Source organism: Halomonas ventosae, from assembly GCF_004361885.1.
Lineage (GTDB): Bacteria > Pseudomonadota > Gammaproteobacteria > Pseudomonadales > Halomonadaceae > Halomonas > Halomonas ventosae_C.
The window spans coordinates 185842-204166 of sequence record NZ_SNWH01000002.1 but is presented as its reverse complement, the minus strand read 5'-3'; the positions used below and the strand labels follow the sequence as shown (position 1 = coordinate 204166).

General features: G+C 65.6%; 16 protein-coding genes and 1 CRISPR repeat array. Of the genes, 12 read left to right on the top strand and 4 right to left on the bottom strand.

Going from position 1 to position 18325, the window contains the following annotated elements:
* Nucleotides 1–101 precede the first annotated feature (101 nt).
* From DFO68_RS02805 to DFO68_RS02790, 4 genes are all read left to right on the top strand, one after another.
* Nucleotides 102–1649, top strand: a complete 1548-nt coding sequence (locus DFO68_RS02805) for an alkaline phosphatase D family protein (RefSeq protein WP_133481822.1) — start codon at nt 102–104, stop codon at nt 1647–1649.
* Nucleotides 1650–1793: 144 nt separating this feature from the next.
* Nucleotides 1794–2117 (top strand): antibiotic biosynthesis monooxygenase family protein, encoded by a 324-nt coding sequence (locus DFO68_RS02800; RefSeq protein ID WP_133481821.1) that lies wholly within the window; start codon nt 1794–1796, stop codon nt 2115–2117.
* Nucleotides 2118–2291: 174 nt separating this feature from the next.
* Nucleotides 2292–3431, top strand: a complete 1140-nt coding sequence (locus DFO68_RS02795) for a putative sulfate/molybdate transporter (RefSeq protein WP_166637512.1) — start codon at nt 2292–2294, stop codon at nt 3429–3431.
* A gap of 35 nt (nt 3432–3466) precedes the next feature.
* Nucleotides 3467–3679: a TOBE domain-containing protein gene (locus DFO68_RS02790; protein ID WP_133481818.1), complete on the top strand. Its 213-nt coding sequence runs from the start codon at nt 3467–3469 to the stop codon at nt 3677–3679.
* A 220-nt stretch (nt 3680–3899) separates the two neighbouring features.
* On the opposite strand, the gene DFO68_RS02785 is transcribed toward DFO68_RS02790, so the two are convergent.
* The 4 genes from DFO68_RS02785 to DFO68_RS02770 all read right to left on the bottom strand — a co-directional run bounded on the left by DFO68_RS02785 (nt 3900) and on the right by DFO68_RS02770 (nt 7961).
* Entirely contained in the window at nt 3900–5282 is a 1383-nt protein-coding gene (locus DFO68_RS02785; RefSeq protein ID WP_133481816.1) for a TRAP transporter large permease, read from the bottom strand.
* Nucleotides 5279–5836, bottom strand: coding sequence for a TRAP transporter small permease (locus DFO68_RS02780; RefSeq protein ID WP_208107347.1), 558 nt, complete (start codon nt 5834–5836; stop codon nt 5279–5281). Before DFO68_RS02780 ends, DFO68_RS02785 begins: the two co-directional genes overlap by 4 nt.
* Before the next feature lie 65 nt (nt 5837–5901).
* Nucleotides 5902–6903 (bottom strand): TRAP transporter substrate-binding protein, encoded by a 1002-nt coding sequence (locus DFO68_RS02775; protein WP_133481814.1) that lies wholly within the window; start codon nt 6901–6903, stop codon nt 5902–5904.
* 122 nt (nt 6904–7025) lie between these two features.
* The gene (locus tag DFO68_RS02770; protein ID WP_133481812.1) at nt 7026–7961 is read right to left on the bottom strand and encodes a LysR substrate-binding domain-containing protein; all 936 of its coding nucleotides are present in this window, start codon (nt 7959–7961) and stop codon (nt 7026–7028) included.
* Between the two features lie 138 nt (nt 7962–8099).
* On the opposite strand from DFO68_RS02770, the gene DFO68_RS02765 reads away from it, so the two are divergent.
* The 8 genes from DFO68_RS02765 (at nt 8100) to DFO68_RS02730 (ending at nt 16210) form a co-directional block, all read left to right on the top strand.
* A complete protein-coding gene (locus DFO68_RS02765; protein WP_133481810.1) occupies nt 8100–8936 on the top strand; it encodes an FAS1-like dehydratase domain-containing protein in 837 nt (278 codons plus the stop codon).
* On the top strand, nt 8936–10099 hold the full coding sequence (locus tag DFO68_RS02760) for an acyl-CoA dehydrogenase family protein (RefSeq protein WP_133481808.1): 1164 nt from the start codon (nt 8936–8938) through the stop codon (nt 10097–10099). The genes DFO68_RS02765 and DFO68_RS02760 overlap by 1 nt, the downstream gene beginning before the upstream one ends.
* 28 nt (nt 10100–10127) lie before the next feature.
* Nucleotides 10128–11519, top strand: coding sequence for an MmgE/PrpD family protein (locus DFO68_RS02755; RefSeq protein WP_133481806.1), 1392 nt, complete (start codon nt 10128–10130; stop codon nt 11517–11519).
* Nucleotides 11516–12718 (top strand): CaiB/BaiF CoA transferase family protein, encoded by a 1203-nt coding sequence (locus DFO68_RS02750; RefSeq protein ID WP_133481804.1) that lies wholly within the window; start codon nt 11516–11518, stop codon nt 12716–12718. Before DFO68_RS02755 ends, DFO68_RS02750 begins: the two co-directional genes overlap by 4 nt.
* Nucleotides 12719–12728: 10 nt before the next feature.
* Complete coding sequence (locus tag DFO68_RS02745; protein WP_133481802.1) at nt 12729–13556, top strand: HpcH/HpaI aldolase/citrate lyase family protein; 828 nt, start codon at nt 12729–12731, stop codon at nt 13554–13556.
* Nucleotides 13553–13981: a PaaI family thioesterase gene (locus DFO68_RS02740; RefSeq protein ID WP_133481800.1), complete on the top strand. Its 429-nt coding sequence runs from the start codon at nt 13553–13555 to the stop codon at nt 13979–13981. The genes DFO68_RS02745 and DFO68_RS02740 overlap by 4 nt, the downstream gene beginning before the upstream one ends.
* Before the next feature lie 2 nt (nt 13982–13983).
* Nucleotides 13984–14958 (top strand): NAD(P)H-dependent flavin oxidoreductase, encoded by a 975-nt coding sequence (locus DFO68_RS02735; protein WP_133481798.1) that lies wholly within the window; start codon nt 13984–13986, stop codon nt 14956–14958.
* A 76-nt stretch (nt 14959–15034) separates the two neighbouring features.
* Complete coding sequence (locus DFO68_RS02730) at nt 15035–16210, top strand: MFS transporter (protein WP_133481796.1); 1176 nt, start codon at nt 15035–15037, stop codon at nt 16208–16210.
* 185 nt (nt 16211–16395) lie between these two features.
* Nucleotides 16396–18263: a CRISPR direct-repeat array (repeat unit 33 nt; unit sequence GTTTCTATCCGCGCGGCCCGTGCGGGCCGCGAC).
* Between the last annotated feature and the right edge of the window lie 62 nt (nt 18264–18325).

Genomic DNA, 18325 nt, shown 5'->3' with positions numbered 1-18325 from the left:
AAAAGTGGGAATGTCATGACGCCGACAAGCCGGTGTCATGGACATGCGCGATCATACGGCTGCCATGACGCTCACCACCCCCTACTGAGCAGGAGCCTCCAATGACGATCTCGCGTCGCGACACCCTCAAACTCGGTCTGAAGGGAGGCGCCATCCTCGGCGCCTGCCTGACCGCCCCCTCCATCGTGCTGGCTCAAGGCCGGCGCCCGGCGCTGCCCTCTGGCGTGATGAGCGGTGACATGCTCCATGACCGCGCTATGCTCTGGGCCCGCGCTGATCGCCCCTCGCGCATGCTGGTGGAGATCGCCGACAATCCCGGCTTCCATGGCGCACGGCAGATCGCCGGCCCCGAGGTGCTGCCCGCCACCGACCTGACCGCCAAGCTTGATGTGACCGGCCTGGCCGGCATGGATACCGCCCACTACCGTGTACGTTTCGCCGCCCTGGATGACCACCGTGCGATCAGCGAACCGGTGACCGGGCAGCTGCGCCTGCCGCCGACCACGCGTCGCAACGTGCGCTTCGTCTGGTCGGGCGACACCGCCGGACAAGGCTGGGGCATCGACGAGTCCCGCGGCGGCATGACCACCTACGCCACCATGCGCGGCCAGCGGCCCGACTTCTTCATCCACTCCGGCGATACCGTCTACGCCGACGGCCCCCTGGAGGAGAGCGTAGCGCTGACCAACGGCGAGACCTGGCGCAACCTGGTCACGCCCGAGAAGCGCAAGGTGGCGGAAACTCTGCAGGAGTTCCGCGGCCAGTTCGCCTACAACCTAATGGACGCCAACGTACGGCAGTTCAACGCCGAGGTACCCATGCTCGCCCAGTGGGACGACCACGAAACCCTGAACAACTGGTACCCAGGTGAGCTGCTCGATGACAGCCGCTACACCGAGAAGAACGTCAGCCTGCTAGCGGCGCGCGCGCGCCGCGCCTTCCTCGAGTACATGCCACTTCGCCAGATGCCCGAGGCGCCCGGCAGAATCTACCGTCAGTTCGCCTACGGCCCCGGCCTCGAGGTGTTCATGCTCGACATGCGCAGCTACCGCGCCGCCAATAGCCGCAATCGCCAGGCAGGCGGCGAGGCCACCACCTTCCTGGGGCAGGACCAGCTGCGCTGGCTCCTTAACAGCCTGCGCCGCTCCACGGCCACCTGGAAGATCATCGCTGCCGATATGCCGATCGGGCTGGTCGTGCGCGATGGGGAAAACTTCGAGGCCATTGCCAACGATCACCATGGTGAACCGCTGGGACGCGAGCTGGAGATCGCCGACCTGTTGCGCGCCATCCGCGACGAGGCCATCCACAACGTGGTGTGGCTCACTGCCGATGTGCATTACACCGCCGCTCACCACTACTCACCCGAGCGCGCCAGCTTCAAGGAGTTCGCGCCCTTCTGGGAGTTCGTCAGCGGCCCGCTCCACGCCGGCACCTTCGGCCCCGGCGAGCTGGATGGCACCTTCGGCCCCGAGGTGGTGTTCCAGAAGGCCCCGCCGGAGGGGCAAGCCAACCTGCCCCCCTCCGAAGGCTACCAGTTCTTCGGCCAGGTGGACCTCGACGGGGAGAGCGAGATCCTCACCGTCACGCTGATGGACTCCGCCGGCAGCGCCCTGCACACCCAGGTGCTGGAACCCCAGCGGGCCTGAAGACGCATCGGCCCCGCAACAACCGGCGCCGCCGCTCCAGCGAGCCGGCGGCGCTGGTGAGCGTTGAGCACCCCGAGGAAGACAGCACGGTAGACACGGCAGAGAGGTACACTGACCGGCAAACCGACCGAAGGGGAGAAACTTATGAAATACATCTTCGAGGTGCATATCCGCGACGGCTACACCGCCGAGGACTACGCCGACGCCTGGGTACGCGCCAGCGAGCTGATCCAGCAGGCGCCGGGGGCGCGGGGTACCGAGTTGCACCGCAAGATTGGTGACCCCCGCACCCTGATCGCCATCGCCCACTGGGAGAGCAAGGCCCGCCGCGACGCCATGGAGGCCAAGCCGTCGCCCAGGGTGAAGGCGATCATCCAGAGCGCCGCCCCCTTCTGCGAGATCCGTGTGATCGGTGAATTCGAGGAACCCGAGTGGGTGGTGATGCCAGCGAGATCACAGGAGGCTTAGCCTGCTCAACCGCCTCACCATCAACGCGCAGGATGCTGCCAGGGACAAGAAGGCCCTCAGCGAACGGGACATCTGCATGGTGAAACGACGGCGACAGCTCATAGACTACCGGACAGGCACGCAGCCTTATCAGCAGGGATGCCCTACAGAAAGCCAGGCGCTACAGTGGAACATATGAACATTTCTCCTGCATGGCGACCTCTCCGGCGCACCCTGTTGGCGCTGAGCGGCGATATCTCCGGCGCCTTCGGTGATCTCGGCACCCTGCTGCCCTATGTGATCGCCGCCATCGGGCTGGGCGGGCTGGCGCCCGGACCGCTATTCCTGGGCTTTGCGGCCGGCTACCTGCTGGTGGCACTGCTCTACCGCGTCCCCATCGCCGTGCAGCCGATGAAGGCGCTGGGCGCGGTGGTCATCACCGGCGGGCTTACCGCCAGCGAGACGGCCCTGGCCGGCGCCACCATCGGCCTGGTACTGCTGGCCCTGGCCGCCACCCCACTGCTAGGCCGCGCCGCGCGCGCCCTGCCCCAGTCGGTAGTCACCGGGCTGCAGGCCGGCCTGGGGCTGATGCTCGCCTCGCTGGCCCTGGAGATGATGGCCTCGAACTGGTGGCTGGCCATGCCGGCCATGGCGCTGCTCTCGCTCTCCTGGGTATGGCCCCGCGGCCCCTGGGCCCTGATGCTGATTCTCGCCGCCGTCTGGCTGGCGCCGGGTGATGCCCAACCCCTGGCCGCGAGCGCGTCAACGCTCGATGAAGGCGTCTCGCTGAGCGCGGTGGCCAGCGGCGTGCTGGCCCAACTGCCACTGACCCTGGTCAACGCCGTGGTGGTCGCTGCCGCCGTGGCCCACTCGCTGTTTCCGGCGTCCACGTCACGCGTCAGCGAACGCCGTCTGGCCGCCTCCAGCGGCCTGCTCAACCTGCTGCTGGCACCGCTGGGCGCCATGCCGATGTGCCATGGGGCTGGCGGCATGGCCGCTCACTACCGCTTCGGCGCCCGCAGCTGGATCGCGCCGGTAACCATCGCCGTGGCCTGCGCCCTGGCCGCGCTGCAGGGCGAGGCAGTGATCGCCTGGCTGGCGGCCATTCCCGTCCCGCTGGTGGGCGCCCTGCTGGCCTTCGCCGGCCTGGAGCTGATAATGGGCAAGCGCCTCTTCGACGCCCGGCCCGACTGCCGACCGGTGATTGCAGTCACCGCGGTGGCCACCTTTTTCGGCAGTGCATTGATCGGGCTGGCAACAGGCCTTGCCAGCGAACAATTACGCCGGCATCTTGTGCGCAGGCGCGCCCGTGGCGTGCCGCATGACAGGGGCTGAAGCCCCACTCCCGCCAACAGTTCAGGAGAACAGAGATGAAGATCAGCGCACGTAACGTGATCAAGGGCACCGTGCTGGAAGTGAAGGAAGGCCCGGTGAACAGCCAGGTCCGCGTCGATATCGGCGGCGGCAACACTATCAAGTCGATGATCACCAGCGATGCCATCGAGGACCTCGGTATCGCCGTGGGCAGTGACGTTCAGGTGGTCATCAAGGCCTCGGACGTGATGCTCGGCATAGACGACTGAGCGCCCCTTCACCCACCCCTGACGCCCGCGCCTCGGAGTAACGAGGCATGAGTGTCTCCTTTCGCCCCCTGGTCGGTTTATAAGAACAGGGTATCAGAGGGCACAGCAGTCATCCTGAGACTGGGGAATATCGCCATAGCTGCCTGATTTCCAGCGGCAGGATAGAATCTGACCATCCCGTCGCTGTCTGACAGAGACATCTCGTGAATCCAGTAGATCGTCATGACAGCAGATTAGGCAGCCACAGCGAGATCACCGGCACGTAGGTGATCAGCATCAAGAAGCCAAGCAGCAGGCACAGCCACGGCAGGCAGGCCTTGATGACCCAGCCAATCGAGTGCCCGGTGATGCCTGCGGTGACGAACAGGTTGAGCCCCACCGGTGGCGTAAGCATGCCGATCTCCATGTTGACCACCATGATGATGCCCAGATGAATGGGATCAATCCCCAACTGGGTGGCGATGGGGAACAGGATCGGCGCCATGATCAGCAGGATGGCCGACGGTTCCATGAAGTTGCCCGCCGCCAGCAGCAGCAGGTTGACGATAATCAGGAATCCCCAGGCCGGCAAGCCCCAGGAGACGATCACCTCGGCGATGTGGTGGGGAATCCGCTCGGTGGTCAGCACATGCGCGAAGAGCATGGCGTTGGCGATGATGAACAGCAGCATCATCGCCACCTTGGCACCGTCGAGCACCACGCCGCGTACCTCACGATTGACGAACGAGCCGGTGATAGCCAGCGGAATCTGCCACAGGCTGCGCACGAGTGCGGCGCCTAGCCCCTCGCCGGAACGCTTCCAGGGGTCGTCCTTGAGTGGCCCGATATCGCGATACCCGATCACCGCCACCAACCAGGCATAGATCGCCGCAATCGCCGCCGCCTCGGTAGGGCTGGCCACACCGCCGTAGATCGTGCCCAGAACGAGAATGATCAGCAGCAATCCGGCCAGCGCCTTGCCGCCCGAACGCAGCAGCGCTCTGAACCCCGGGAACGGCTGGGCCGGCAACTTCATGCGCCACGCCGAGATGTAGATGGCAATCATCAGGATGCCGCCCATCATCAGTCCCGGGACCAGGCCAGCCATGAACATCTTGGCCGCCGAGACCTCGGTGGCCGCCGAATAGACCAGCATCACGATCGATGGCGGAATCAGGATGCCCAGCGTGCCGGCATTGGCGATCGCGCCGGCGGCATAGGACTCCGGGTAGCCCTGGCGCACCATGCCGGCGATGACGATCGAGCCAATCGCTGCCACCGTGGCCGGCGAGGAGCCGGAGACGGCAGCGAACAGCATGCAGGCCAGCACCGAGGCCATCGCCAGGCCACCCTTGACGTGACCCACCGCGTCGGTGGCGAAATTGATCAAGCGTCGCGCCACCCCGCCGGTGGACAGGAAGGCGCTCGACAGGATGAAGAACGGGATCGCCAGCAGGGTGTAATGATGAGAGACCGCCTCGAACAGCTTGATGGCGATCGAGCCCAGCGAATCGTTGGAAAACAGCAGGATCGTGGTCACGCTGGAAAAGCCCAACGCAAAGGCGATCGGCATGCCCAGGAAGATGGCGCCGAACAGCAGCATGAACAGGATGGCGATGGTCACGGACGGACCTCCTGATCGTAGTCCTCGGGATTACGCTGTTCGGCAAGTCGCAGGCTCTCTTCCCCTTCATCGGAGAAGCCGAAGTTATCGGTCTCGTTCTTGATTATCCGCCAGCCGAGCTCAACGAAGCGCAGGATCAACAGCGCCATGCCGATCGGCAGAATCAACGTGGCCTGCCACTTGGGGATCGGAATATCTTGCAGCTCGATGCCGATCATGTGGGTCAGTTGCAGATACTGGTAACTGCCCACCAGAATCAGTACGCAATAGGTCAGACATACCGCCAACGCCAACAGCGTGACGATACGCCGCCCGCCACGCGGCAGCTTCTTGACCAGCACGTCAACGCCGATATGCGCGCCATGCTTGACGCCCCACGAAGCCCCGAACAGCACGAACCAGCCCGACAGATAGAGAGATGCTTCCTGCGCCCAGTTGATGCCCTCGGTCAGCACGAAGCGATAGAACACCTCGACCCCCACCAACAGCACCATGGCCACCAGCAGCGCGGAGAAGATCGTTTCTTCCAGCTTGTTGAGCCAACGTACAATCATGGCATTTCCTCATGGATACAAAGACGGCGCCCCCTGGGACGCCGTCACTGGATACCTCGGAGCGCTCAGCCCTCGTTGTTGGCCGCCTGGGCGGCGTCGATCACGTCCTGGCCGATCTCGTCGGAGAACTCGTTCCACACCGGCTTCATGGCGTCGACCCACTGCTGGCGCTGCTCGGGAGTCAGCTCGATGATCTCGGACTTGCCGGAATCGACGATCGCCTGCTTGGCCTCCTGGTTCTCCTGGGAGGCGATCGAGTTACCGTAGGCCAACGCCTCCTGCATGGCTTTCTCCAGGGCCGGTCGCACGTCGTCGGGCAGGCCGTTCCAGAAGCGATCCGACGTGACCACCATGTAGTCAATCAGGCCATGATTGGACTCGGTGATGTAGGGCTGTACCTCGTAGAACTTCTGCGAGTAGATGTTGGAGTAGGTGTTCTCCTGGCCGTCGATGGCTCCGGTCTGCAGCAGGATGAAGACTTCGGAGAACGGCTTCTTCAGCGGCACGGCGTCGATCGCCTCGAACTGTGCCTGCAGCACGTCAGAGGTCTGGATGCGGAACTTCTTGCCGGCGGCATCCTCGGGGACGCGCAGCGGCTCGGAGGCCGACAACTGCTTGAGACCGTTATGCTGATAGCCCAGCCCCATCAGGCCCTTGTCCTGCATGGAGGTCAATAGCTGCTTGCCAGTGGGGCTGTTCTGAAAGCGCTCGACGGCATCCATGTCCTCGAACAGGAACGGCAGGTCGAAGACCTGGAGCTGGTCGGTATACTTCTGGAATTTGGACAGTGACGGTGCGGCGAGCTGGACGTCGCCGAGCAGCATGGCCTCGAGCACCTGGTCGTCGCCATAGAGCTGGGAGTTGGGATAGACCTCGACGTCGACCCGGTCGCCGACCGAGCTCTGCTCGACCAGCGCCTTGAACTTCTCGGCCATCTGCCCCTTGGGGGTATTTTCGGCGACCACGTGGGAGAACTTGATGGTGATCGGGTCGGCGGCGAAGGCCGAGCCGGCCAGCATGATCCCGGCGGCAAGTGCGGTGAGCGAGCCGATCTTGAGTGTTGGCATGGTGAAACTCCTTGTCGTTGTGTTGCATCCAGTCGCGCTGGACCAGATTCCTCGATGCTGACACAGCTGCACGGGAAAGCGTAGTCACATTTGGGCGAACCGGGATCCGCGCCAGTTGAACGCTACTGGATGGAGTTCGGTTGCTGAGTCGTGGCGGGAGGAGGGGAGAAGCCGTCATGGCCGAAGATCGCCTCCACCAGCGCCCGGCCACAGCTGGGCAGTGCCTCGAGTTCGCGCACGACGATACTGCGCTCGCGCTGTGCCCAGGCATCATCCAACTCGACCAGGCGGATGGCCAGGGTGCGCTGATAGCGAAGCGCGCACGACTCAGGGAGAATGCCGATGCCCACGCCCGCCTCGATCATCCGGCAGGCCGGTTCGAAGCCGAGTACCTGGATACGTAGGGGCAGGCTGCGGCCCATATCCTTGACTTGATCCTGCAGGAACTGCAGCAGGGTGCTGCCGTCATGCAGGCCAACATGCGGATAGGCCAGCGTTTCCTGAAAGCTGACCCGGGGCCTGTCCGCCAGCGCATGGCCATGAGGCACCGCCAGCACCAGGCGGTCCAGGCTGAACGGCAACAACTGCAGACCCTGCGCCTCGATCATCCCCGCCACGATACCCAGGTCCGCGGTGCCATCGAGTACGCCACGCACGATGTCGCGGGTCAGGCGCTCCTGCAGGTCGACGGTGATGCCGGGCCGGGTGGCCAGGAAGCGCGCCAGCACCTCGGGCATGAATTCGGTGACCGCCGTGGTGTTGGCAAAGATGCGCAAATGCCCCGCCGCACCGTCGGCGTAGCCGGAAAAATCACTCTTCACGTGCTCGACCTGACGCAGGATGGCGCGCGCATGGCGCAGCAGGTGATTACCTGCCGGGGTGAGTTCCACACCCTGACTGCTGCGATAGAACAGTCGGCTGCCGAGCTGGCCCTCGAGAGCCTTTATGCGGGTACTCGCTGCCGCCGTGGAGAGGTGGGCGCGCTGGGCGCCCCCCGTCAGGCTGCATGCCTCGGCGACATGGATGAACAGCCGCAGGTCCTGAAGATCGAAGTGCATGGCGAGTGGCTCGCAGGCTGGCAGGAAAGGTGCGCCCCTCAGGCGTTAAGCTCAGCAGAACACGGCCTTATGCAAAAGCAAATTCTCTAAAGGTCCCATCCTGCGCATCCTGAGAGGATGACAACAGGAGGACAGGACATGGCAGACGCGGCCGCAAGCGACTGGATCGGCAATCAGGAGCGCAGCGATGACACGCTGAGCGAGGCCCTGGTCAAGCGCATCGCCGTGACATTTGGCTTATCTTGCCCCCGTGAGGGGCAACCCTTGCCGCCGCTGTGGCACTGGGCCTTCTTCCAGGAGCCCGTCACGGCCGATCAGCTGGGGCGCGATGGTCATCCAGCGTTGGGGGACTTTCTGCCCCCCGTCGAGGGGCGCAACCGGATGTGGGCGGGTAGTCGGCTGGAGTTCATCCAGCCGCTGCGTGTGGGTCTCGCCGCGCAACGCCGCTCGACGATTGCCGATATCAAGGAGAAACAAGGGCGGACCGGCAAGCTGCTGTTCGTCACGGTGCGCCATGACTATATCCAGCAGGGCGAGACCTGTATCCAGGAGGAGCAGGACATCGTCTACCGTGAACCCTCGCCGCCGCGTTTGTCGCTGGACACCCCGCTGCCCGAGCCGGAATGGAGTCAGTCTATCCGGCCAACGCCCATCCTGCTGTTCCGCTATTCGGCGGTGACCTTCAACGGCCATCGCATCCACTACGACTGGCCGTATGCCACCGAGGTCGAGGGTTACCCTGGCCTGGTCGTGCATGGCCCGATGATCGCCACGCTGATGGTCCAGGCTTTCTGCAAGGCCCACCCCGGCGCCGTGCCGACGCGCCTGAGCTACCGGGGCTTGCGTCCGCTGTTCGCCGACAGCGACTTTCAGGTCGCCGGTCGCCTCGAGGCACCCGGCCGGGCCGCGCTGTGGGCGTTCAATGACCACGGACCGGCGCACGAGGCGCAGATTCACTACGAGGAGAACGGCTGATGTTCAACCATGACACCGCGGCGCTGGAGGCCATCCGCGACGGTGTACGCGGCCTGTGCAGCCATTATGATGCGGCCTATTGGCGCGGCGTCGATGAGCGCAAGGCCTTTCCGGAAGCGTTCGTCGACGCACTGACCGAGGCGGGCTGGCTGGCGGCGATGATTCCCGAGGAGTACGGCGGCTCGGGACTGGGGCTGACCGAGGCCTCGGTCATTCTGGAGGAGGTCAATCGCTGCGGGGGCAACTCCGGCACCGTGCATGGCCAGATGTACAACATGTTCACCTTGTTGCGTCACGGCAGCCAGGCGCAGAAGCAGTATTTCCTGCCGAAGATCGCCGCCGGCGAGCTGCGCCTGCAGTCGATGGGGGTCACCGAGCCCACCACCGGCACCGACACCACCAAGATCAAGACCACCGCGGTCAGGCAGGGCGACAAGTACGTCATCAATGGTCAGAAGGTGTGGATCTCGCGCATCCAGCACTCCGATCTGATGATCCTGCTGGCGCGCACCACGCCGCTCGATCAGGTGCGGCGCAAGTCGGAGGGCATGTCGATCTTCCTGGTCGACCTGCATGCGGCAATCGGCCACGGCCTGACCGTGCGGCCGATCGCCAACATGGTCAACCACGAGACCAACGAACTGTTCTTCGACAACCTGGAGATTCCGGCGGACAGCCTGATCGGTGAAGAGGGCAAGGGCTTTCGCTACATTCTGGACGGGCTGAACGCCGAGCGTACGCTGATCGCCGCCGAGTGCATCGGCGACGGACGCTGGTTCATCGAGAAGGCCAGCGACTATGCCCGCAGCCGCGAGGTCTTCGGCCGGCCGATCGGCCAGAACCAGGGCGTGCAGTTCCCCATCGCCCAGGCGCACATCGAGGTCGAGGCCGCCGACCTGATGCGCTGGCGGGCCTGCCACGAGTACGACAACGGCCTGCCTGCCGGGGCCAGCGCCAACATGGCCAAGTACCTGGCCGCCGAGGCGTCGTGGAAGGCGGCCAACGTCTGCCTGCAGACCCACGGCGGCTTCGGCTTCGCCAGCGAGTACGACGTCGAGCGCAAGTTCCGCGAGACCCGGCTCTACCAGGTCGCACCGATCTCGACCAACCTGATCCTGTCCTACGTCGCCGAGCATCTGCTCGAGCTGCCGCGGTCCTTCTAGGTTTTGCACGACATGCAGGAGATACCCGATGAGCCACCCCACCCGGACCCTGGCCGCCTTCCTGGCCGCTCTTGATTACCCGACGCTGCCCGAGCGAGTCGTTTCGCGCAGCGAGGAGCTGTGCCTGGACTGGCTGGGCTCGGCGCTGGCCGGCAAGGGCCAGCCGCCGATTCCGCTGTTCGAGCGCTATGCCCAGCGCATGGGTCCGGCGAGCGGCGCCAGTGAATCGCTGACCGACCGGCGGCTGACCTCGCCGCATTTCGCCGCGCTGGTCAATGCCGCCGCCTCGCACATCGTCGAGCAGGACGACCTGCACAACAGCTCGGTGCTGCATCCCGGCACGGTGGTCTTTCCCGCCGCGCTGGCGGCCGCGCAGGAACTCGGCGCCTCGGGCCGCGAGCTGATCGTGGCCGCCGTGGCCGGCTACGAAGCCGGGGTGCGCATCGGCGAATTCCTCGGCCGCTCGCACTACGCCATCTTCCATACCACGGGCACCGTGGGCACGCTGGCCGCCGCCGTGGCGGTCGGCAAGCTGCTCGGCTTCGACGAGGATCGCTTCGTCCACGTGCTGGGCAGCGCCGGCACCCAGGCTGCTGGGCTGTGGGAGTTTTTGCGCGACGGCGCCCACTCCAAGCAGCTGCACGCCGCCAAGGCGGCCGCCGACGGGCTGTTGGCCGCCTACCTGACCGCCGAGGGTCTGACCGGCGCGCAGCGCATCCTGGACGGCAAGCAGGGCATGGCCGCGGGCCTGTCGCAGGATGCCGACGCCCGCTACCTGACCGATCGCCTCGGCGAGCGCTGGGCGCTGGAGGAGACCTCGTTCAAGTTCCATGCCTCGTGTCGGCACACGCACCCGGCCGCGGATGCCCTGCTGGCGCTGATGCAGAGCCATGGCCTGAGCCACGACGACATCGCGCATGTGACCGCCCGCGTGCATCAGGCGGCCATCGATGTGCTGGGGCCGGTGACCCGGCCCACCTCGATCCACCAGGCCAAGTTCTCGATGGGCACGGTACTGGGGCTGATCGCCGTGTATGGCCGGGCAGGGCTGGAGGAATTCCAGCGTCACGCCCTGGCGGAACCCCAGGTCATCGCCTTCAGGGAGCGGGTGAGCATGCAGCTCGACCCGCAGGTCGACGCGGCCTACCCGAAGAAGTGGCTGGGGCGCGTCACGGTGACGACCCGCGACGGCCGGACGTTGAGCCAGGCAATCGACGATCCCAAGGGCGATCCCGGCAATACGTTGTCGCGCGACGAGCTCGAAGAGAAGTTCCGCCGCCTGGCGGCCTTTTCCGGCGCGGCGTCGCCCGCCGAAGCCCAGCGGTTGATCGACTGGGCCTGGCAGTTGCGGGAGCAGCCCCGTATCGCGCCGCTGCTCCAGCCCCAGATGCGCGAGAATAATAGTGGAGTCCATGCATGAGCGAACCTGTCACCCAGCGCCCTCTGGACGGCATTACTGTCGTGAGTCTAGAGCATGCCATCGCCGCGCCCTTCTGCACCCGGCAACTGGCCGACATGGGCGCGCGGGTCATCAAGGTCGAGCGTCCCGGCGTCGGCGACTTCGCCCGCGGCTACGATGAACGGGTGCGCGGCCTGTCCTCCCACTTCGTGTGGACCAACCGCTCCAAGCAGAGCCTGACGCTCGACGTCAAACATAACGAAGCCCGGGAGATTCTCGACCGCCTGCTGGCCCAGGCCGACGTGCTGGTGCAGAACCTGGCGCCAGGCGCCGCGGCCCGGCTGGGATTGTCCTTCGAGGCATTGCATGCGCACTTCCCGCGGCTGATCGTCTGCGACATCTCGGGCTACGGCGAGGATGGCCCCTACCACACCAAGAAGGCCTACGACCTGCTGATCCAGAGCGAGGGCGGTTTCCTGTCGACGACCGGCACCCCGGGGCCGGAGGGCATGGCCAAGGCGGGCTGTTCGATCGCCGATATTGCCGCCGGCATGTATGGCTACAGCAACATTCTCTCGGCCCTGTTGCTGCGCGAGCGCACCGGCACCGGCAGTCATATCGACGTGTCGATGCTGGAAAGCCTGGTCGAGTGGATGGGCTACCCCATGTACTACGCCTTCGACGGCGCCGAGCCGCCGCCACGGGCGGGCGCCTCGCACGCCACCATCTACCCCTATGGGCCCTTTCCCACCGGGGATGGTCAGACCGTCATGCTGGGCCTGCAGAACGAGCGCGAGTGGCAGGTATTCTGCGAGAAGGTCCTCCAGCAGCCCGAACTGGCCGGGGACGAGCGCTTCTGTACCAACGCCCAGCGCTCCGCCCACCGCGACGCGTTGCGCCCGCTCATCGTGCAGGCGTTTGCCGACATGACGGCGGAAGACGTGCTGGCCCGCCTCGATCAGGCGCAGATCGCCAATGCCCATGTCAACGACATGCACGGCGTCTGGGCGCACCCGCAGCTCAAGGCCCGCCAGCGCTGGACGAGCGTCGCCAGCCCCGTCGGCGAGATTCCGGCGCTGCTGCCGCCGGGGCGCAACCCGGCCTTCGCCCCGCAGATGCAGCCGGTGCCTGCCCTGGGTGAGCACAGCGAGCGCATCCTTGCCGAACTAGGGTACGATCGCGAAGCCATCCTCCACCTGAAAGAACACAACGTCATCTGATGGAGCCCGTATGAGTCCGGCAGCCCTGCGCTCCATTCTGTTCGTTCCGGCCACCCGCCCGGAGCGTATCGCCAAGGCCCTGGCCAGTGAGGCGGATGCCGTCATCGTCGATCTGGAGGATGCCGTCGCCGAAGGCGACAAGCCAGCCGCCCGGGAGGCGCTCGATGCCTTCCTGAGCGACAACCCTCAAGTCAGGCTCATGGTCAGGGTGAACGCCCCCGGTAGCGACCATTACGCCCCCGACCTGGCACTGTGCGCACGCCATGCCGCCATCTCGCGCCTGATGATTCCCAAGGCCGAAACCGCCCCGGCCCTGGAGCGCGCGGCGACATGCAACAAGCCCCTGTGGCCGTTGATCGAAACCGCGCGGGGCCTGTTGGCACTGCCCCGCCTGGTGCATGTGGCGGGGGTCGAGCGGCTGAGCTTCGGGGCGCTGGACATGAGCACCGAGCTGGGGTTGACACCCGGCACTGCAGGCGCCGGGCAGATTCTCGACCAGAGCCGCTACCAGTTGCTGGTTTACTCGCGCGCGGCAGGCCTGTTGCCGCCGATCGAGAGTCCGCATCCGGCCATCGACGACACGCAGGCCGTGGCGCAGGCAGCCATGCGTGCCAAAGAAATGGGCTTCTCCGCGATGCTGTGCATCCATCCCAAACAGTTGTCGCCGATCAACCAGGCTTTTTCTCCCACCGAAGCCGAGCTGGCCTGGGCTAGAAACGTCATTGAAATGGCAAGCCAGCATGAAGGGGCGTTCAGTGTCGATGGCCAGATGGTCGATGCACCGGTTATCGCGCGCGCCCGGGCCATTATTGCCAGGCACAAGGCATACGAATCATGACCGAACGACGCAAGGCACAGGAGGCCGCCACTCTCGACAATCCGTTCATCGAGCTGATCGGGGCACGCCTGACCGAATGGGAGCAGGGTCGATGCGCGTGGACACTCGACGTTCAACCCCAACACCTCAATACCCAGGGCTCTCTCCACGGTGGCGTGATGGCGACCTTGCTCGACGTGGCATGTGGCTACAGCGGCTTCTACCTTGCAACCGATGATTCACAGGCCAGAGCAGCCACGATCTCCCTGACGATCCACTACATGGCCAAGGCCAGCCAGGGCAAGTTGCTAGCCAGGGGACAGCGCACCGGTGGCGGGCGACGCATCTTCTTTGCCGAAGCCGAGTTGATCGACTGCAGTAACGACACCGTCGTGGCCACCGCCTCGGGCAGCTTTCGTCTCAGCGACCTCTCGGAAAAAAGATAACCATGAAAACACGTATCACCGAACTGTTCGGTATCGAACATCCCATCATCCAGGGCGGCATGCACTATGTCGGCTACGCAGAGCTCGCCGCGGCCGTCTCCAACGCCGGCGGGCTGGGCATTATCACCGGCCTCACCCAGAAGACACCTGACAACCTGGCGAAGGAAATCGCGCGCTGCCGCGAGATGACCGACAAGCCGTTCGGCGTGAACCTCACCTTCCTGCCGGCAGTCAAGCCGCCCGACTACCCGGGATTCGTGGACGCCATTATCGAGGGCGGCATCAAGATCGTGGAGACTGCGGGCAACAACCCCGCGAAGTGGCTGCCGAAGCTCCAGGAAAACGGTATCAAGGTGATCCACAAATGCACGACCGTGCGCCATGCCCTCAAGGGCCAGAGCATCGGCGTGGACGCACTATCGATCGACGGCTTCGAGTGCGGCGGGCATCCCGGCGAGGACGACATCCCCAACATGATCCTGCTGCCGCGCGCGGCGGAGGAGCTCGAGATCCCCTTCGTCGCCTCCGGCGGCATGTCCGATGCGCGCTCGCTGGTGGCATCGTTGGCCATGGGCGCCGAGGGCATGAACATGGGCACGCGCTTCATCGCGACCAGGGAAGCGCCGGTGCACGACAACGTCAAGCAGGCAATCTTGAACGCCAACGAGACCGACACGCGGCTGGTAATGCGCCCGTTGCGCAATACCGAGCGGGTACTCACCAACACCGCGGTGGAACGGCTGCTGCAAAAAGAGCGCGACATCGGGCCCGGCATCACGTTCGAGGACATCGCCCCGGAAGTCGTGGGCGTGTATCCCCGGGTGATGGTCGACGGCGACATGACTGCCGGTGCCTGGTCCTGCGGCATGGTGGCGGGGCTGGTGCATGACATTCCCAGCGTGCAGGAACTCATCGATCGCATCATGCGCGACGCCGAGGCGCTGATCCGCGGGCGGCTTACCGGCTTGCTGAACTAGCGTTCTGGCACACGCCAACTTGATGTAGGGGCCACACTCTGGCTCTGTAGAGGAAAGCGGACAACCTGGGGCGCACATGACCAGCTATCGAGACGGAATCCGACTCGCCGTCGCCGGCGCGGCGGCCGCCGCGGCCATCTATTTCCCGCAGCCATTGGCCGCGCGCATCCAGACGAGCTTCGACATGTCCGCCTTCTGGGGCGCCATGCCGATGACCGTGGCGTTCATCGTGCTCACCTCAGGCCCCGTGCTGTTCAGCCGACTGATCACCGTGCAGCGGGCGATGCGCATCGTGCTCATCACCGAACTGGCGCTGGCGGCACTGTTCGCAGCCCAGGCCTTCGCCAGCGCTCCCGTGCCCTACTTCGTGCTGCGCCTGCTGCAGTCGCTGTTGCTGCCACTGCTCATTCCAGCGATCATCACCGGCTCGTCCAATATCCACAATTCGGACAACCGGGCGCGCGATCTCGCGCTGTACACAGCCGGCACCATCGTCGGTGGCGTAATCGGACGCCTCGCTGCGCTCGGCTCGGTCATGCTCGACCACTGGCAACTCGGCAGTCTGGCAATCACCGCTATGCTGCTCGTCTCGGCGGCCCTGCTGCGCAACCCGCCCGAGCTGGCTGGCCAACGGCGCGCCCAGGATTCGCGGCCCGGCGCCCTTCCACCAGCGGACACGAAACGAAGCTGGCGTACACAGGTGACGCTATCCTATGTGGGATTGGCGCTGGCATTCAGTGTACTGACTGTGGTGCTCACCTGCCTGCCATTCGAAGTCGGCTACCAGCACGGCGGCGCACTGATCCTGGCCGTGGTCTACGGCGGTTACGCGGTCGGCATCGCCACCTCGCTGGGCGCCCCCGCCATCATCCGCGGCGCCCGGGGGCTGCCGAACGCAACGCTGGCGGCAGCCGTGCTGTTCGTCATCGGGCTGCTGGGCATCATCCAGGGATCGCTGGTCGCGCTCGTGGCCGGTGTGGTAGTGCTGTGCGGTGGCATGGTCTTTCAGCAGGCAACCCAGATTGTGCTGCTCAATGAGTACTTCGCGCGCTCGCAGTCGGGAACGGTCAGCGCGCTGTTCGTGGCCGCGGTGTTCGCCGGCGGCACGCTGGGCTCGAGCGCGATGGTATCGCTATACGAGTGGCTGGGTTGGGGCGCAGTGATGGGGGTGTGCGTGGTGTTCGCGGTAATTGCCGGCTGCTGCGTCTATGCCGCTGCGCGCCGGCAGGCACAGGACGCACGCACCGCTTGAAGACCTTCGACAACCCCATTGATGTCGGCGTCCGGGTCAACACATGCAGACCGTCGCCGACCGGCGGTGAAGCGCCGATGATCGACCAGGCGAACACCACGACGTCATCGCCGGCGCCCAGCATTGCAAGGCAGGCCGGGGGCGCGACGTTATGCGGTGGCTCGCCGCCGGGCCCTCCAGCGGTAGTTTCTATCCGCGCGCCCCGGGCGGGGCGCGACAAGAGCACTTCCGCAAGTTCGAGGCAGCCTGGTGGTTTCTATCCGCGCGCCCCGGGCGGGGCGCGACGGGCGTCGGCGGCTACATTGCCGGGCGCAGCGTCGAGTTTCTATCCGCGCGCCCCGGGCGGGGCGCGACACACGCTGGCAAGGTGATCGCGATAGGTTTACAGGGTTTCTATCCGCGCGCCCCGGGCGGGGCGCGACTGATGATCGCATCGCCGAACTTGTTGATGAGTATGTTTCTATCCGCGCGCCCCGGGCGGGGCGCGACCCCCAATACGTAACCTTTCTTGCTGGGCATATTATAGTTTCTATCCGCGCGCCCCGGGCGGGGCGCGACGAGAAGGAGTCCGATGGCGACCTGGAGGTGGAGACGTGTTTCTATCCGCGCGCCCCGGGCGGGGCGCGACACTGTCAGAGTATCCCGATTTGTTTGATAAAGACGTTTCTATCCGCGCGCCCCGGGCGGGGCGCGACAGGAACTGAGGGACAGGATGACGTTTGGTATGTGGTTTCTATCCGCGCGGCCCGTGCGGGCCGCGACGCCGGTGGTGCTCATCGAGTCCGACCGCGAGCAGGTTTCTATCCGCGCGGCCCGTGCGGGCCGCGACCTACCGGCGTTATTCAGGTATTCAACGGGCTTGAGGTTTCTATCCGCGCGGCCCGTGCGGGCCGCGACGCGATAACTATACGTAGGGGGATGGGATGGGTAAGTTTCTATCCGCGCGGCCCGTGCGGGCCGCGACTTAGCAAGCCATCAAGGTTTTTGTCCAAGCTAGTGTTTCTATCCGCGCGGCCCGTGCGGGCCGCGACCACCATGATGTGGCTCTTTTCGACCCCGCCGACGAGGTTTCTATCCGCGCGGCCCGTGCGGGCCGCGACTATAGCTAGTCGTTAGATAGACGCGATCCTTGCGGTGTTTCTATCCGCGCGGCCCGTGCGGGCCGCGACCTGGAAGAGCGGTGGCGCGAATTCTACGGCGATGCCGTTTCTATCCGCGCGGCCCGTGCGGGCCGCGACCCGTACGATGAGCACTTACGATCCTGCGATTTAGTTTCTATCCGCGCGGCCCGTGCGGGCCGCGACGCAGCGCCTTGCCAGCGGTCAGGATATTAGGCCCGTTTCTATCCGCGCGGCCCGTGCGGGCCGCGACGGGTGAAGTCGATCTTCGCCGCAGCGCCGTCGCGGTTTCTATCCGCGCGGCCCGTGCGGGCCGCGACCCTCAGCAGCTGTCGCGCGGCATCGGGCGCGCTAGTTTCTATCCGCGCGGCCCGTGCGGGCCGCGACGCGTGATTCACCTGCTTGAGCCGGACATCAACCAGGTTTCTATCCGCGCGGCCCGTGCGGGCCGCGACGCGCGACCGTGTCGACCGCGACGGCCCGACTATCGTTTCTATCCGCGCGGCCCGTGCGGGCCGCGACGGGGTGATGGTGCCGTCCAAGCGGTGCTGGTCGCTGTTTCTATCCGCGCGGCCCGTGCGGGCCGCGACCGCTGTCCGCCCCGTAGGCGTCGGCGGCGGTCATGTTTCTATCCGCGCGGCCCGTGCGGGCCGCGACGCTTGAGGGAACCGAGGACGACATCGCTGGACGCATGTTTCTATCCGCGCGGCCCGTGCGGGCCGCGACACATGCTTGTTGTCGTGATCCTTGTAGCGCTCGACGTTTCTATCCGCGCGGCCCGTGCGGGCCGCGACAGGCTATGAGCGACACGCAGCCGCAGCGGCACTATCTGTTTCTATCCGCGCGGCCCGTGCGGGCCGCGACCCGCAAAATCGCGCAGTTCGCCAATGGTCATGTTCAGCGTTTCTATCCGCGCGGCCCGTGCGGGCCGCGACGAGACCATCGCCCAGACCTATGGCGGGGCCATTGTTTCTATCCGCGCGGCCCGTGCGGGCCG

What these genes read in the sequence shown, in the direction of transcription:
- DFO68_RS02735 (WP_133481798.1), top strand. Translation starts at nt 13,984, where the DNA reads ATGAAAACACGTATCACCGAACTGTTCGGTATCGAACATCCCATCATC.
- DFO68_RS02740 (WP_133481800.1), top strand. Translation starts at nt 13,553, where the DNA reads ATGACCGAACGACGCAAGGCACAGGAGGCCGCCACTCTCGACAATCCG.
- DFO68_RS02765 (WP_133481810.1), top strand. Translation starts at nt 8,100, where the DNA reads ATGGCAGACGCGGCCGCAAGCGACTGGATCGGCAATCAGGAGCGCAGC.
- DFO68_RS02755 (WP_133481806.1), top strand. Translation starts at nt 10,128, where the DNA reads ATGAGCCACCCCACCCGGACCCTGGCCGCCTTCCTGGCCGCTCTTGAT.
- DFO68_RS02800 (WP_133481821.1), top strand. Translation starts at nt 1,794, where the DNA reads ATGAAATACATCTTCGAGGTGCATATCCGCGACGGCTACACCGCCGAG.
- DFO68_RS02795 (WP_166637512.1), top strand. Translation starts at nt 2,292, where the DNA reads ATGAACATTTCTCCTGCATGGCGACCTCTCCGGCGCACCCTGTTGGCG.
- DFO68_RS02780 (WP_208107347.1), bottom strand. Translation starts at nt 5,836, where the DNA reads ATGATTGTACGTTGGCTCAACAAGCTGGAAGAAACGATCTTCTCCGCG.
- DFO68_RS02730 (WP_133481796.1), top strand. Translation starts at nt 15,035, where the DNA reads ATGACCAGCTATCGAGACGGAATCCGACTCGCCGTCGCCGGCGCGGCG.
- DFO68_RS02760 (WP_133481808.1), top strand. Translation starts at nt 8,936, where the DNA reads ATGTTCAACCATGACACCGCGGCGCTGGAGGCCATCCGCGACGGTGTA.
- DFO68_RS02750 (WP_133481804.1), top strand. Translation starts at nt 11,516, where the DNA reads ATGAGCGAACCTGTCACCCAGCGCCCTCTGGACGGCATTACTGTCGTG.
- DFO68_RS02770 (WP_133481812.1), bottom strand. Translation starts at nt 7,961, where the DNA reads ATGCACTTCGATCTTCAGGACCTGCGGCTGTTCATCCATGTCGCCGAG.
- DFO68_RS02775 (WP_133481814.1), bottom strand. Translation starts at nt 6,903, where the DNA reads ATGCCAACACTCAAGATCGGCTCGCTCACCGCACTTGCCGCCGGGATC.
- DFO68_RS02805 (WP_133481822.1), top strand. Translation starts at nt 102, where the DNA reads ATGACGATCTCGCGTCGCGACACCCTCAAACTCGGTCTGAAGGGAGGC.
- DFO68_RS02790 (WP_133481818.1), top strand. Translation starts at nt 3,467, where the DNA reads ATGAAGATCAGCGCACGTAACGTGATCAAGGGCACCGTGCTGGAAGTG.
- DFO68_RS02745 (WP_133481802.1), top strand. Translation starts at nt 12,729, where the DNA reads ATGAGTCCGGCAGCCCTGCGCTCCATTCTGTTCGTTCCGGCCACCCGC.